The 15,193-nt window shown below is 49.6% G+C and carries 16 protein-coding genes; 15 read left to right on the top strand and 1 reads right to left on the bottom strand.

All coding sequences use genetic code 11. The features are described from left to right. Positions 1 to 9 precede the first annotated feature (9 nt). The gene (locus tag EKO24_RS21130; protein WP_127029535.1) at positions 10 to 1,233 is read left to right on the top strand and encodes a response regulator; all 1,224 of its coding nucleotides are present in this window, start codon (positions 10 to 12) and stop codon (positions 1,231 to 1,233) included. Between the two features lie 40 nt (positions 1,234 to 1,273). Next, complete coding sequence (locus EKO24_RS21125) at positions 1,274 to 2,905, top strand: HD domain-containing phosphohydrolase (RefSeq protein WP_127029536.1); 1,632 nt, start codon at positions 1,274 to 1,276, stop codon at positions 2,903 to 2,905. Positions 2,906 to 2,941: 36 nt separating this feature from the next. Here EKO24_RS21125 and EKO24_RS21120 read toward each other — a convergent pair whose 3' ends face one another. Further along, positions 2,942 to 4,333 (bottom strand): Fic family protein, encoded by a 1,392-nt coding sequence (locus EKO24_RS21120; protein WP_127029537.1) that lies wholly within the window; start codon positions 4,331 to 4,333, stop codon positions 2,942 to 2,944. A 274-nt stretch (positions 4,334 to 4,607) separates the two neighbouring features. Here EKO24_RS21120 and nifE point away from each other — a divergent pair, with 274 nt between their 5' ends. The 13 genes from nifE (at position 4,608) to EKO24_RS21055 (ending at position 15,178) form a co-directional block, all read left to right on the top strand. Next, a complete protein-coding gene (nifE, locus tag EKO24_RS21115) occupies positions 4,608 to 5,996 on the top strand; it encodes a nitrogenase iron-molybdenum cofactor biosynthesis protein NifE (RefSeq protein ID WP_127029538.1) in 1,389 nt (462 codons plus the stop codon). Between the two features lies 1 nt (position 5,997). Continuing rightward, positions 5,998 to 7,395 carry a nitrogenase iron-molybdenum cofactor biosynthesis protein NifN gene (nifN, locus tag EKO24_RS21110; protein WP_143733274.1) on the top strand — a complete coding sequence of 466 codons (1,398 nt, stop codon included), beginning with the start codon at positions 5,998 to 6,000 and terminating at the stop codon, positions 7,393 to 7,395. A gap of 44 nt (positions 7,396 to 7,439) precedes the next feature. Beyond that, positions 7,440 to 7,871 (top strand): nitrogen fixation protein NifX, encoded by a 432-nt coding sequence (gene nifX, locus EKO24_RS21105; RefSeq protein WP_127028662.1) that lies wholly within the window; start codon positions 7,440 to 7,442, stop codon positions 7,869 to 7,871. 117 nt (positions 7,872 to 7,988) lie between these two features. Then, positions 7,989 to 8,462, top strand: a complete 474-nt coding sequence (locus EKO24_RS21100; RefSeq protein WP_127028663.1) for a NifX-associated nitrogen fixation protein — start codon at positions 7,989 to 7,991, stop codon at positions 8,460 to 8,462. A 9-nt stretch (positions 8,463 to 8,471) separates the two neighbouring features. Continuing rightward, complete coding sequence (locus tag EKO24_RS21095; RefSeq protein WP_127028664.1) at positions 8,472 to 8,684, top strand: CCE_0567 family metalloprotein; 213 nt, start codon at positions 8,472 to 8,474, stop codon at positions 8,682 to 8,684. 14 nt (positions 8,685 to 8,698) lie between these two features. Further along, the gene (gene fdxB, locus EKO24_RS21090; RefSeq protein WP_127028665.1) at positions 8,699 to 9,016 is read left to right on the top strand and encodes a ferredoxin III, nif-specific; all 318 of its coding nucleotides are present in this window, start codon (positions 8,699 to 8,701) and stop codon (positions 9,014 to 9,016) included. A gap of 271 nt (positions 9,017 to 9,287) precedes the next feature. Beyond that, the gene (locus tag EKO24_RS21085; RefSeq protein ID WP_127028666.1) at positions 9,288 to 9,611 is read left to right on the top strand and encodes a (2Fe-2S) ferredoxin domain-containing protein; all 324 of its coding nucleotides are present in this window, start codon (positions 9,288 to 9,290) and stop codon (positions 9,609 to 9,611) included. Beyond that, on the top strand, positions 9,611 to 10,108 hold the full coding sequence (locus EKO24_RS21080) for a hypothetical protein (RefSeq protein ID WP_127028667.1): 498 nt from the start codon (positions 9,611 to 9,613) through the stop codon (positions 10,106 to 10,108). The genes EKO24_RS21085 and EKO24_RS21080 overlap by 1 nt, the downstream gene beginning before the upstream one ends. Then, on the top strand, positions 10,108 to 10,482 hold the full coding sequence (locus EKO24_RS21075) for a hypothetical protein (protein WP_127028668.1): 375 nt from the start codon (positions 10,108 to 10,110) through the stop codon (positions 10,480 to 10,482). Before EKO24_RS21080 ends, EKO24_RS21075 begins: the two co-directional genes overlap by 1 nt. A 6-nt stretch (positions 10,483 to 10,488) precedes the next feature. Next, positions 10,489 to 11,439: a DUF364 domain-containing protein gene (locus EKO24_RS21070; protein ID WP_127028669.1), complete on the top strand. Its 951-nt coding sequence runs from the start codon at positions 10,489 to 10,491 to the stop codon at positions 11,437 to 11,439. Positions 11,440 to 11,692: 253 nt separating this feature from the next. Next, a complete protein-coding gene (locus EKO24_RS21065; protein WP_127028670.1) occupies positions 11,693 to 12,328 on the top strand; it encodes a hypothetical protein in 636 nt (211 codons plus the stop codon). A 437-nt stretch (positions 12,329 to 12,765) separates the two neighbouring features. Further along, positions 12,766 to 13,335 carry a hypothetical protein gene (locus tag EKO24_RS21060; RefSeq protein ID WP_127028671.1) on the top strand — a complete coding sequence of 190 codons (570 nt, stop codon included), beginning with the start codon at positions 12,766 to 12,768 and terminating at the stop codon, positions 13,333 to 13,335. Positions 13,336 to 13,459: 124 nt separating this feature from the next. Further along, complete coding sequence (locus EKO24_RS21055) at positions 13,460 to 15,178, top strand: ATP-binding protein (protein WP_127028672.1); 1,719 nt, start codon at positions 13,460 to 13,462, stop codon at positions 15,176 to 15,178. Positions 15,179 to 15,193: the final 15 nt, after the last annotated feature.

The following is a 15,193-nucleotide window of genomic DNA, read 5'->3' as shown; positions in this document are numbered from 1 at the left end:
ATAAAGTTCATGAACAAAAAGAATATTCTGTTCGTCGACGATAACGAAAACGTAATTAGCGGTATCCAACGCCAATTACGTCCTTATCGGGAGCAATGGCAGCTATTTTTTGCCGGCAACGGCGCTCAAGCGCTGCAATTGATGGCTCAGCAACCGATTGACTTGATCGTCAGCGACATGATGATGCCGGGAATGCGCGGCGATAAATTGCTGAACATAGTCAGCGAACATTATCCAGCGACTGTGCGAATGATACTCAGCGGCGATGCCGACGAAGAAAGTTTAAAAAACGGCCTGGAAGTCGCTCATCAATACCTCAGCAAGCCTTGCAGCGCGGAAACTCTCCGCGAAGTTATCTCCCAAGTTTTCAAAATTCAAACCTGCTTACGAAATCCGCGTATCGTCGCCGGGGTTGGCGATGCCAATCAGCTGCCCAGCCTGCCGAGAATCTATCAGGAACTGAACAAAGCCATAGCAGACGAGAACACCACGACTCAAGATATTGCCAATATTTTTGCCAGCGACATGGTGCTGTCCGCCAAATTGCTGCAACTGGTCAACTCGCCTTATTTTGGTTTAAACCGGATTGTCTCCAGCCTGACCGACGCAATCAATCTGATAGGACTCAAAAAGCTTAGCAGCCTGGTACTGTCGGTACATGTTAAAACCTCATTTTCGATCAATGATCCTGAAATAGCGCATTATATGGAGTGTCTCTGGCAAGATTCCGGCCGCGTTTCCGAACTGGCGCGACAGATAGCGCTTTCCGAAGGCCAACAGGAAGACCGGCCCGATCAAGCTTATCTAGGCGGATTACTGCACAACATGGGCTTGCTGATCTTCATGTCGCGCGGCGGCGATAAGCTTAAGACCTTGATCGAACGGCTTAAAAACACCGACACCCCCACTGCCGCACTGGAAACGGCTATTTTCGGTTTTACGCGCTCGGAAGCGGCAGCTTATGTATTGAGTCTATGGAAAATTCCTCCACGCATTATCGAAGCCATCCTGTTGCAAAACTCGCCTAGCGATACCGGCTACGACGGCGTCAATGCGCTGACCGCCGTGCATATCGCGGCCTGTCTATTAAAACCCCCGGCAAAATCGGACTGTGCCCGACTGTTTGAGATAACCCTGGATACCGAATACCTGCAACGCATCAACAAACTTGATCGCTTGCCCCATTGGCAGACATTGGCGGACAAAATAATCGCCCATCACGCCGCTAAGTAAGAGATATTCATTATGCCCCTAAAAAACTGCCGATAACATCATGCAATCCACTTACCAAGCCTTGGAGCGGAAGCTGTCTGCCGCTATCAGCAAAAAAGTCTTGTTCGTTGACGATGAAACCTTATTACTGGAGGGAGTCAAGCGCCAACTAAGAAAGGAATTCGACATTACCGTCGCCGAGGGTGGCGAAGCGGCACTGGCGGTATTGGCCGATAACGGACCGTTTGCCGTGGTCGTGTCGGATTACAATATGCCGGGCATGGACGGCATTACCTTTCTGAACGCCGTCTATCAGCGCCATCCGCATACCATATTAGTGATGCTGACAGGCCGTGCCGAGCTGGACGTGGCCGTCAACGCCTTGCACAACGCCCATGTTTCGCGCTTTCTAAACAAACCCTGCCCCAAACAAATATTGCAGGAAACGCTGACCGACGGCCTGGAACAGTACCGTCTGCGAATGTCCGAACAATTGCTGCAAGCCGAGCTGCAACAGGCCAACCGGCAACTTAACCTGTTGAACGGCCATTTGGAAACGTTGGTCGCACAAAAAACCCGCGCCCTGGAATTACAATACCGCTATGCTGCGAATATGAACCAAATGAGCAATTCGCAAGCCATTACCGATGCGCTGGTGAACGCCGTTATCGAATTAACCGGCCTACGCGACATCACTTTATGGCTCAGGCCCCAACAGGATGGACGCTTTACTTGTCATTATCCGGTTGACCAAAAACTATCCGGTTTTTATATGAAAAATTGCCCCGACGGAGTGATAGCGAACATTCTTGCCGATAAGCAAACCTGGCAGCGCGGCGCTTTCGAAGAATCGGCGCTGAATGCTTTTGATCAATCGCTATTTTGCGGTCAACCGTTCATGTCCATGCCATTGTCGGATGAACAGGGTGTGTTGGGACTGCTCAACCTGGCCGGTGAAAACGCGCAGCTGGCAAGCGATACGCTGGAAGCATTAACCGCCATGGCCGATATTACCGCCACAGCCTTGCAAAGCCACTGGCATCGCGAAGCCTTCGACGACGCCCAGGACGCCATCATCACCGCACTGGCCAAGTTATCCGAATATCGCGACCCGGAGACCGGCTCGCATTTGCTGCGCTTGAAAAAATATTGCGCACTGATTTGTGGGTTCTTGGCCAAAACCGACAAATACCGCGATATTATCACGACGGAATTTACTAAAGACTTGGTGCGTTCCTCGCCGCTACATGACATCGGCAAAGTCGGCATTCCCGACGCGATCCTGAAAAAACCCGGCCGCTTGACGCCGGATGAATTCGAGATCATGAAAAACCACGCCCGCATTGGCGGCGATACGCTACGCACGGTCTATGAGAAATATCCATCGCAAAGCTTTATTAAATGCGGTATGGATGTCGCCTATAGTCATCATGAAAGATGGGACGGCAGCGGCTATCCCTGCAATGTGCACGGCGAATCGATTCCGCTGGTAGCGCGAATTTTAGCGCTGGTCGATGTTTACGACGCCCTCACCTGCCGACGCGTTTACAAAGCGCCGTTCTCGCGCGAACAGGCTAAAGAGATGATAGCGGAAGGCAGCGGCAGCCATTTCGACCCGGATATCGTCGAAGCTTTTTTAAATAACGAGGCAGAGTTTTATCTGGTTGCTGAGCAGTATGCGGATATGGTGTAGCTCAAGAAAACGATGGGCGTCCTTCGTCAACTTGTCCTATAACAAAGTATTTAACAAGTCGTTCTCGGCCTTTCGGGAAATTTGCTCAATCTCGGCCAGCTTTTGACCTAAATCGGGCGGCGCAACAAAAACAAACGAATTTCCGTATTTACGTTTAGTGAGAATCTTGAATTGGTCGGACAGTTTCAATAAGTCCGTCCGTGCCGTTTGATAAGTAATTTTATGTGCCGCCTGATGCTCTTTTATATTGTAAATGGCATTGGGATGATCCAGCGCATGGCGCAGGATAGCCAACTGGCGATGATTTAACTGCCCCTGCAAAACCGAGCCGTCCAAACGTTTTTCAATGGAATGCAGTTGCTCCGCCTTTTTTGCAAGATGTTCATGCAACGCATTGATCGCTTTCTTGATCACTTCCAACTGATGGATAATGAAATAGGTCAGGTCGTTGTCGTCGGTTTCGGTGTACAGGTAGGCTCTACCGTATTGCGCCGGGGCTTGTTTGATGATCCGGGAAATGGAAATAAACTCCATCAGCCAATATTGCTGATTCGCCATCGACCAATAAAATAGCGCCCGCGCCGTACGGCCGTTGCCGTCAACAAACGGATGATCGTAACCGATCATAAAGTGCAGGATAATCGCCCTGATTACCGGGTGGATAAAATCTTTACCATTCAAGTCGTTGGCAAATTGGCATAGACGTTCGGCTCTTTCCGCCAGTTCCGATGCGTCCGGCGGGGTATGCAACGAAACTGTTCCAGAGGCATCAACCACATGAATATCATCGCCCGCGTCCCGGTATCGCCCTGCTTTGTCTGCATCATCCAGCGTTGCTTCCGTAAGAATACGGTGCAGTTGCAAAATCATCGCCTGAGTTAATTTTTCTTCTTTATATTCCCGGATGAATTGCATGGCCTGATAGTTATTAAAGATCATCTGTTCGCTGTGATCTTTAGGCTTTCTACCCTGCCTGAGCATTTCTTTCGCTACATTTCGAGTTGTTGACGCACCTTCCAATTGGCTGGAACTGATAGCCTCTTCAATCAGTGAGCCAACAAGATAAGTGTCGCGGGTATGCGGATTGGTGACGGGCTTATCCATGCCGATACGGCCGGCCGCATTTTTATCGATCCAATGTAAATCTCTATTGATGCTGTCAGTCATACAAAACTGAAATGGCTCGCCGGATTTACTAGTAAAAGGAAGTTTTTTATAGAGGCTTTTTCGGGCAAATTTTAGTGCCAACCAATAATACTCTGAAGTCCAGCCTTCGGGCGGTTTTAAATGTCGTAATTTATCCCAATGTAAATAACGGCCTTCCGCATCGGTTGGCCCAAAGTTTGAGACAAAATATTCAACGAATTTTTCATCGAAAGCTTTTTTTAAAAGGGTTTCAATACGAGGTGGAGAGAGCGGCAATTTCATGGCTATCACCCTAATTACTAATTAATGAAAAATTAGTATAACACTCTAACCACACCATAATACTAATTTCTTATTAATTAGTAGCTCGCTGTAACTATAGGTTTTTTCTTCATCATCAATATTGCTCTAATGTTCCTGCTTGTCATATTCCGCCTCCCACTTTGTAAGCTTTGCTACAAAGAAAAACCCAACAAAATCCAATATTTTCAACATAATACAAAATGGCACAACCATTGCTTTAGCTTAATCAAACAAAGCTATTGTGGTCAAGCCGATGAAATCAACTAAAGACATTGCCGCGCTGCTCGACGAACCTGCCTGCGAGCATAATAAAAAGGAAAAGTCCGGTTGCGCCAAACCTAAACCCGGCGCTTCGGCGGGCGGCTGCGCTTTCGATGGCGCGCAAATCGCGCTGCTGCCGATTGCCGACGTCGCTCATATCGTCCACGGCCCTATCGCTTGCGCGGGCAGTTCCTGGGACAACCGGGGTACGCGTTCTTCCGGCGCGGATTTATACCGCATCGGCATGACCACCGATTTGACCGAGCAGGACATTGTGATGGGGCGTTCGGAAAAACGCTTGTTCCATGCAATCAAACAGGCCATCGATACCTATCATCCGCCTGCCGTGTTTATCTATAACACCTGCGTTCCTGCATTGGTCGGCGACGATATTAACGCGGTCTGTAAATCCGCCGAGCAGCGCTGGGGCGTACCGGTCGTGCCGATTGATAGCGCCGGGTTTTACGGCACTAAAAATTTGGGCAACCGCATTGCCGGCGACGCGATGGTCAACCATGTGATCGGCACCCGCGATCCCGACCCGCTGCCGTTAACCGTCCAACGCGCGGAAATCATCATTCATGACGTCAACCTGATAGGCGAATACAACATTGCCGGCGAGTTCTGGCATGTGCTGCCTCTTCTCGACGAATTGGGACTGCGGGTATTGTGCACCTTGTCCGGCGATGCCCGCTTCCGCGAGGTGCAAACCATGCACAAAGCCGAAGTCAATATGATGGTTTGCTCGAAAGCGATGGTTAACGTCGCCCGCAAATTACAGCAAAAGTACGGTACGCCGTGGTTTGAAGGCAGTTATTACGGCATAACCGACACCAGCCAATCGTTAAGGGATTTCGCAAGAGTGCTTAACGATCCCGACCTGACAGAACGCACCGAAGCGCTGATCCTGCGCGAAGAAACCCGGATCAGGAAAGAACTGGAGCCGTGGAAAGCGCGCCTGAAAGGCAAACGGGTGTTGCTGTTTACCGGCGGCGTCAAAAGCTGGTCGGTGATTTCCGCATTACAGGATTTGGGCATGGTCGTCGTTGCGACCGGCACGAAGAAATCCACCGAAGAAGACAAGGCCCGGATTCGCGAACTGATGGGCGAAGATACGGTGATGATCGACGACGGCAGCCCCAGGGCGTTGCTGAAAATCGTCCATGATTACAAGGCCGACATCCTGATCGCCGGCGGCCGCAATATGTACACAGCGTTAAAAGCCAAGGTTCCGTTTTTGGATATTAACCAGGAACGCGAGTTCGGCTACGAAGGTTATCAAGGCATGCTGGAACTGGTGCGCCAGTTGGCGTTAACAATTGAAAGCCCGGTTTGGGAGGCGGTCAGAGCACCCGCACCGTGGAAAAACAGGAAGGTGTAACATGGCTGACATCCTGAAAAGAAACAAAGCATTATCGGTCAATCCGCTAAAAGCCAGCCAACCGATAGGCGGCTCTTTGGCTACACTGGGTTTTAACCGCGCAATGCCGATGCTGCACGGCTCGCAAGGCTGCACCGCGTTCGCCAAAGTATTTTTCGTGCGTCATTTCCGCGAGCCGATTCCGCTGCAAAGCACGGCAATGGACCAAGGCAGTTCGGTGATGGGCGCCGATGAAAATGTCGTTGAAGGCATCAAGACCATCGCCGAAAAGTCACGCCCTGCCCTGATTACGATTTTGACCACCGGCTTGGCCGAAACGCAAGGCGCGGACGTGCATCGAAATGTCCGGGAATTCAGGGAAGCCAATCCCGAATTTGCCGATGTTGCGGTGGTCGCGGTCAATACGCCTGATTTTACCGGCAGCGTCGAAACCGGCTTTGCCGCAACCCTAACTGAAATCATTCGCGCGCTGGTGCCGGATGCAAAGGAAGCCGGAACATATCCGGGCAAACGCAAGAAGCAAGTAAACGTCCTGGTCAATTACATGCTGACGCCCGGCGACATCGAAGCGCTCCGGGATATTTTCGAGCAATTCCAACTTAGGCCGGTTTTCGTGCCGGACCTTTCCGATTCGCTGGACGGCTGCTTGACGGCTGAAGATTTCAGCCCGGTAACTATCGGCGGCACTTTAATTTCGGAAATGGCGACGCTCGGCGATGCGCTGGCGACTGTCGTTATCGGCCCGTCGCTAGCCAACGCGGCAAAATTGCTGGAGGAAAAAACCGGCGTGCCGACTTATGCGCTCGATCATCTTTACGGCTTGAAAGCCAACGATGCATTGATAAGCGCATTGGCCGAAATCAGCGGCCATGACGTGCCGGAGCGCATTGAACGCCAGCGCGCGCAGCTACAGGACGCGATGCTGGACACGCATTTCATGCTCGGCCAATTGCGCATTGCGATTGCAGCCGACGCGGATTTACTGCATGCGTTTGTCGATCAGGTTCAGGAGATGGGCGCGGAAGTCGTTGCCGCCGTCACCTCTTGCAACGTGCCGCTGTTGTCGCGGATTCCGGTCGCCAGCATCAAAATCGGCGATCTTGAGGATATGGAACTGATCGGCAAAGCCAACAACGTACAACTGGTGATAGGCAACTCCCATGCGGTCGATACGGCCGAACGCTTGGGCACGCCGATTTTAAGAGCCGGGTTTCCGCTCTACGACATCATCGGCGGCTATCAAAAAACCTGGATCGGCTATCGCGGCTCACGGCAAACGTTGTTCGACCTAGCCAATTTGGTCATCAATTATTCGCATGAAGAAATCCCGGTCTACCGTTCGATATACGGACAAAAACCGGCCGGCGAACTTACCGACTACCCACTGTCATGTCATTAACAAGACGCATGCACATAGTGCAAAGCACTGATCAGAGGAAATTTATGGAAACCGCATTAAAAATAGCGTTTGCGACTACCGATATGGAAACGGTAAACCAACATTTCGGCTCGGCCAAATCTTTCGCGATTTATGCGGTGAATATGGACGATGCGCAATTGCTGGAAGCCGCCCAGTTTGGCGAACTCCAGCAGGACGGCAATGAAGATAAATTGTCGATCAAGATTGAATTGCTGAACGGCTGTGCGGCAGTGTATTGCCAGGCTGTTGGCGGCTCGGCGATTAATCAGCTGATCACCAAGGGCATTCAGCCGGTCAAGATCCATGAAGGCGGCAGAATTAAGGACCTGATCGTAGACTTGCAAAATGAAATGAAGGCGGGACCGTCCAGTTGGCTGGCAAAAGCGATTAATCAACATAAAACTCCCGATCCTGAACGTTTTAACCGGATGGAAGACGAGGGTTGGGACGAATGATGCTTTTACGCATCCGTTTCATAAGCTCCTGCTTTGGAACCAATGGGCGCGTCCGGCACCGCATTTCCTCGCAAGGCGTGGGAACGAGAATACATTTACTACTTAACGGAGAAAAACATGGCCACTGCTGCATTAGTCGTACAAGAAGACGACGTTAATCTGAATTCCGACATCGTCAAAGACATGATCAAACAATTACGCGCGATTGATACTTACGACACTTACGAAGGCTGGTCGGAAGCAAAGATCATCGACCCTGTCGTATTAACCAAAGAACGCAAAAAGAATATTCCGGTCATCGGCGATCCCGATGAAATCACCATTGCCCGCTTAAAAGCCTACTACAACTCATTGGCGACGCTGATCGAGAAAAAATCCGGACTGATGGCGGCGCCGATGGTTCATCTCAGCCACGAAGGTTTCGGCCGCGCATTAATCATGGTCGGCAAGCTGATTGTGGTCGATAAAATCCTGCGCGACACCCATCGTTTCGGCTTCTCCAGCCTGGAAGACTTGTGCGAGAAAAGCGATAAAACCATCGAAAAAGCGCTCGGTTTGATCGAAAAATACAATGCCGCCGCAACCGACTAAGGAGGCCGTATGTCTGAAGAATTAAGAAAACTGGAAAAAGAAGTCAAAAAAACCAAGCGCCTAGCCAGCGAACAGGCGATGGAATTGCACGATCTGATTGAAGACCGTCTGCCAGAAGCCTACGGCGAACTGATGGGCATTGCCCAGGCTACTTACGATGCCTGTAAAGCCTGGGACGAAGCCAACCGAAAATTAATTGCCGCGCAATCCGAAGCGGCCTGAGCAGGAGAATAACCATGTCTGAATTTGTAACCGGCGTTACTTTTGGCGGCAGCGAATGGACGCCCGCCTACGTCACCGACATCAATCAGAAAACCTGCATCGGTTGCGGACGCTGCTTTAAAGTCTGCCCGCGCGATGTGTTCGATTTGGTCGAAAAAGCCGACGTGCTTGATGCCGATGATTTTGATGACGATTACGGCGATTTTGAAGACGACGATGACAACAGCATGGTCATGAGCATCAAGAACAAACTCGATTGTATCGGCTGCGAAGCCTGCTCCAAAGTCTGTCCGAAAAGCTGTTTTACTCACGAACATAAACAAGCGGCTTAAATTTTAAAAAATAGAACACGGATGGCACGGATTAGACGGATTTACACGGATTTTTAAAAGTCGGTCAGGCTGGACGGGTGGGTTGCCGTTCCTAACGTTTTTTCGATGTTTGGACTTAACTGATGCCGAACGTTTCGGACGGAGTTACAAGACCCCGTCCAGCAATGCCGCTTTTTCCGCATTTTATCCGTGTTGATCCGTCCAATCCGTCTCATCCGTGTTCTATTAACTTAACAATTTCACCGCTCAATTTGTAATAAGGACCACGATCATGCCTAGACCCGAAAAACACGTATTCGTATGCACCCAAAACCGTCCGCAAGGCCATCCTCGCGGTTCCTGCACCAGCAGCGGTTGCGCCGAAATCATGAACGAATTCATGAATGAAATACAAGCCCGTAACCTGTTCGAAAAAATCGCCCTGACCAACACCGGCTGCATGGGACCTTGCATGATGGGCCCTAGCGTACTGGTTTATCCTGACTCGGTAATGTACGGCAAGCTGAAAAAAGACGATGTCAAGACCATCATCGAACAGCATCTGCTCGGTGGCGAACCGGTTGCCAACCTGATGGTTCCTGCCGAGGTCTGGTAATGGCTGCAGTTGCATTTGTAGATGAACGGGTGATGTTTAGCCCGAATATTCCCGCCGAAGTTAATCATCTTCTGCAAGCGGCTGTGGCTGCAAGCTCGGTTGACCAAAGCCGCGCGGAATCCTTGTTTTTACAAGCGCAAGAGCTGGATAGCCGCTGTTTGCAAACCTATTTTGCGCTGTATAAATTTTACTTCTTCCAGAAGCGTCTTGTTGATGCCGAGCGGACTGCCATAGCAGGCCTGGAAGAAGCGGCCAGACAAGGCGGTTTTCCCAACGACTACCGCCGATTGGCAAAAAACCGGCAAAAATGGGATTTGTACGCCAATGAAATTACCCTGTTCTATTTATATACATTGAAAGCTTTGGCATTCATCAAGCTAAGACTTGGTTTTTCGGTCGATGCGCAGTTGGTATTAACGCATTTGCGGCAACTGGACCCCGAAGATCTTTCCGGTGCGTCGGTCATTATGGATTTAGCGGCAGGAGTAAGCGAGTAATGGAGCTATCAGAACACATTGCACTAAACCGTCCGCTGGCCGAATCTATCTGTCAACGGCTGGTTGAAGAGATCCATGAACTGGGCTTTACCAACGCGGATATCCAACGTTATCCCAGTTACGACGATGCCGATTTTGTATTGGTTAAAGACCCTTATGCGGGAACGGATCACTTAACCTGCTATTGGTATGACGGTGCTAAAAGACAACGTATAGGCCGGCTTCAGTTTAATAGCGACGGCACTTTTTACGCGGAATACGATGTCGTCAGACCGCATCCAACCAAAACCCGCCGCTTTGTTGAAGGCGTTACCGCCTGGGGTAAAGCCGAACAGATTAAGTCCGAAGCCAAGTTGCTGGAAATGCCCGCATAGCCCGCTATGGAAAATCCTGCACGCCTTTACGAGCTATTGTTGGATTATGCCGGTAGCGATACCGAAGTCACCGAATTAAACATCGGCCTGGTCTGGACGCTATGCAAAACACAGCATATCGGTTTGGCGATGAGTCCCGGCATGCCGACCCGTACCTTGCCGTGGCCGGGTACGCTGGCCGGTAAACCGTTGGCGGAACTGGCCGGATGGATTACCGATTGGGAGCCGTATAAGGCGACGGTGGCGATGGCCGCGATAAACTGCAGCCTGAACCGTTATGAGCTGCCGGCCGGCATCACTTTATTACCGGCTGCGAACCGCGCCAATCTGGCCGTTTTCGATCATTTCCTGCCCCGGCTGCAAGGTAAAAAAGTCGTCGTGATCGGCCGTTATCCGGGCATTGAGGCCTACGCCGAGCAATTCAGTCTCAGCATTATCGAGCGCCAGCCTTCACCGGGCGATTATCCCGATCCGGCCTGCGAATTTTTATTGCCGGACGCCGACTGGGTGTTTTTAACGGCCAGCTCGATTACCAATAAAACTTTCCCGCGTCTGGCCGAACTTGCACAACACGCGACCACCGTATTAATGGGACCGACCGTGCCGTGGCTGCCGGAATTGCACGAATTCGGCATTAATTATCTGGCCGGCATTGAAGTGGTCGATCCGGCCAAGCTATATCGAACTGTCGCGGAAGGAGGCGGCGTGCGCATTTTTGACGATGCAGTGCGCTACCGGATTGTCGATTTAACGCCTGAAAATAGTATGACCTGGTTGAAGGACCAGATAGCCCAGGATTATGCGGACAGGCAACAATTGAATCTGGCGATGGAGCAATGGTACGGCTCCGGCAATAAAGGACGCTTTCCGGAATTTAACCTGCTCAATCAAGTCACGGCCAAACTTTCGCGGATGGACAGCAGTTATAAGCGGCTGTGGGATGCATGCTCGTCCTAATCGGTCCATCTTGAAAAAGCAGTTCATCAAAAAATCAAAAGTAAATCCCTCTTAGTCTCTCTCCCGCATTGCTACACTCCAGCTTCCAAAATTGACGCAGCTAACTTTAATAGCTAGACTTGCTCCTTTATCTTGTATACCTCTCGGTTCATCTCGCAACAAAGATTCCGTAAAAACATACCGACTCTAAACATCGAAAAAGGCAATAGAGTCAATGTCTACAATTTCATAATTAATATTTTTGGAAAATCACATGCGTTTAATGCCCATTGCACAATTGATCGTCGCGTTTTTACCCGCCGTTACAGCTTTTGCCGACGATAATCCAACCTATAAAGAAGGACTATTGACGATTCCGAGCATAGATACTGCCGAGCAAGTGGGTAAATATCAGGATGTGCAATTAAAGCCGACTGCTGAAGGTACTTGGCAGTTATTAAGCTTGAAAGAAACGTCTATGGTAAATACGGGAAATAGATTGACTTTTGCTCCAATATACAAAGTTGAAGTGATCACCACGAGTTCTTTTCCAACTCAAGTTTTTTTAAAACTTTTTGGCCGCTTTAATGATTGCGGAAGTTTGAGCCCAGTCGTCCATCAGCGCTTTGACGGTAATCATTTTGAGGTGGTTCTAAATGAAGTTTATCCAACTGGCGATGTGCTTGTGGCATGTGCTGTATCGGTTTCGGGATTTGCTAAAACTATCCCTTTATCAGTCTATGGTTTAAAAGCCGGAACTTATTCCTATAGTGTCGCCTCTACAAACTCAAATGCCAGTGGCCTTACCGGCACATTTAAATTGAATGCCGATAATGCGTCAGTGAATGACAGCACCGGTGAAAACCTCAACATCCCTGTTGTCTGTGAAGTGTGTCAGACACAACCATAAACAATGTTAGGCGCCAACAGCACCCTAATTTGGCTTAGCTTAACGGCTTGTTCCACTCCCCTCATTCGACAAGGCCTTTAGTCCTGAGCGGTAGCCGAAGGATCAGCGCGAACGGAACAAGTCTTAACTTAATGGCAGCAAGCTGTCGACACTTTTCGCATCGTTCTCATCCTTCAGCCGTCGCATTAAAAAATGCTGTAGCATCAATTTCACACAATCCCTGCCCTCTCCAACGTCATTTTAATTTGTCTGCTTTCCGACAATTTCTTACAAAGTAAATCGGCGTTGTTGAGTTAAACATCATTAAGCACGGCATCCCACTCCCTTCAATTAGCCCCATCCATTTGTTTTAAAAGTAAAACAATCCAACATCCAAACATGGCATAAACCCTGCTTTATTAAGGTTAATAGTTAACCCCCCATCTGGAGAAAACACAATGCTATTAGAAACCTATCAAAATAAAGGATTATTAACTGTCACGTTGGTCAACGGTCAAACCGGCACCGCGGGCGTTTATGCTTATCGCGGCGACTTGGTTTTAAAAGAAGGCGCGTTGCGCGAAGGCTCAACAAGCGATCGCAAACCGCCCGAAGCGCTACTGATTCATTCGGCGTTGATTATTGAAAACGACAAGATCAAGTTTGTTAACGGCCTATTACCCACGCTCGATTTATTACCGGTTTTTGTCGAAAAATACAAAGCCGATATTGCACCTGACTGTGTTGCTTTAATTTACGTAGAAAACATCGGTAAAGCGTTGCAGGTTGAACTGGAAGGCATTAGCTATAAATTACTGCCTTTCAAGGAAGGCTTGGTGTGGAATGAATTGCTTGAAGAGCTCTATATTGAAAAAAGCGATCTAAAAGGCCAATCCGCCGAAGACAAAGTGGCTGTCGCTTATGACGCTGCTAAATCCTATAAGCCGAAATCACCGCTGGTTTCATTTGCCGAAGCCGAAGAAAACACTTTTGTGGTGGTTAAAGAAGCGGCGGTAGGCGCAATTTAAACGCTTTTGATTTAAACATAACTTTCTGCACTTGTTATGGCTAACAACGCTGACGGAGGGGCATATCCGTCAGCGTTGCTTAGTTTCCCGTTTTATCATTTCAATGCCTTAATATAGAGAATCTATGAAACTTCAAATTGAGCGCAAGTATGTAGAAGCGATGGTGAGTGAGTTTCCAGGACTATCGGCATTGAACGATCAACTGCGCTTCGGCAATAAAGCCGAAGTGTCGTTCAAACAGCTTTCCAATACCGAACTCGATTTTCTAAAGGACCTTTATAAAAAAGCCGGCACTGAAATGCAGGGCCATGTCGCGTTGCTGTCAACGCTGCAAAAAGCAATGAACGACGATACAGTCAAATTTGAAGAACATGACCTGGAAATGCTGCTGCCGGCCATTGCGCGTTACCTGATTAACGGCGCGATACGCGGTTGGTTATTCCAGACTAATGTTGCCGGCAAAGCGATGGCTTACGTGGTCACCCGGCTCGACTTTACGCCTTCGGGCGAGGAAGAAACCGGACGCGTTACGCTTGAGCTGAAAGCTAACGCCAAAGGCAAAGTGGCGATCTCAACGATTACTATCCGCGCCCGTGACATTGCCGACAAAACCATTACCGAAATCTTCGTTGCAAAAGGCTTTCTGAAAGAAACGGCCGAACTTATCGCCGCCTATGACGATGCCGCCGAACGTTATTTCGAATGGTGCGGACAGTCCGGTACACAATTTCTCGGTAAAGGCACCGGATTTTATGCGGAAGATCCGACCGCCTCGCACCGCAGTACCGATTGGGCACGCAAAGATGTCGTGGTTCTATCTACGGAAGGCGGCTCCGCCCGCTTGGTCAACGACGAAAGCATCCTTAGCGAGCGCGTGTTAACAATGGATGCCAAAGGCGACATCCTGGCTAAATATTTACGCAAAGCCGCCAAAAGCAACCGCTACGACTGTAAGGTCGAAAATGAAGTCGAGGCCTCGCAAACAGAGATTCCCCACGGCTTATTTACCGAACTGCCGGTGCATTGCTACCTGCTGATGTTTCACCTGGAGCTGCACCATCATTTGTGGGTGCATGTGAACGACATCAAACCTTATCAATATCAACCGGAATTAAAACAGAAGCTGATTCTCCGCGACGAACAGATCGACCTGATCGACATTCTTACCGCCGAAATGGACGTATTGATGGACGATATTATTGAAGGCAAGTCGGGAGGCACGACTGTGCTGTGCGCAGGGCCAGCCGGGGTCGGCAAAACGCTGACGGCCGAAGTCTATTCAGAAATTATCAAGCGTCCGTTATACCGGGTGCACTCCGGGCAATTGGGCCTCAACGTCGGCGAAATGGAAAAAGCCTTAAAAGACGTTTTAACCCGTGCGCAACGCTGGGGCGCGGTAATGTTGATCGACGAAGCGGATGTTTACATCAAGCGGCGCGACAATAATATCGCAATGAATGCGGTGGTCGGGGTATTTCTACGCGTGCTGGAATATTTTAACGGCCTGCTGTTCTTGACTACCAACCGCGTCGATGACATTGATGAAGCGATTGTTTCCCGTTGCATTGCGCTGATTAAATATTATCCGCCCGACGCCGACGCTCGCCGCCGCATCTGGCAGGTCATGATCGAACAATTCGACCTGGACGTTGATGAGCAGTTAATTAATCAATTAGTGTCCAGCTTTCCGGAAGCGACAGGCCGCGACATCAAGGGGCTTTCCAAACTGGTCGCAAAATTTTGCCAACATAAAAAAGTAACTCCGACGCTGGATGTCTTTAAACGTTGCTCAATCTTTCGCGGCATGGACCTGGAGCAATCCATAGCAGATGCCCTAAATTAGGGCAGCTAAACAACA

This window comes from Candidatus Methylobacter oryzae, from assembly GCF_003994235.2.
Lineage (GTDB): Bacteria > Pseudomonadota > Gammaproteobacteria > Methylococcales > Methylomonadaceae > Methylobacter_A > Methylobacter_A oryzae.
Note: the sequence above shows the minus strand (reverse complement) of the source record. Positions and strands in the feature narration are given on the sequence as shown.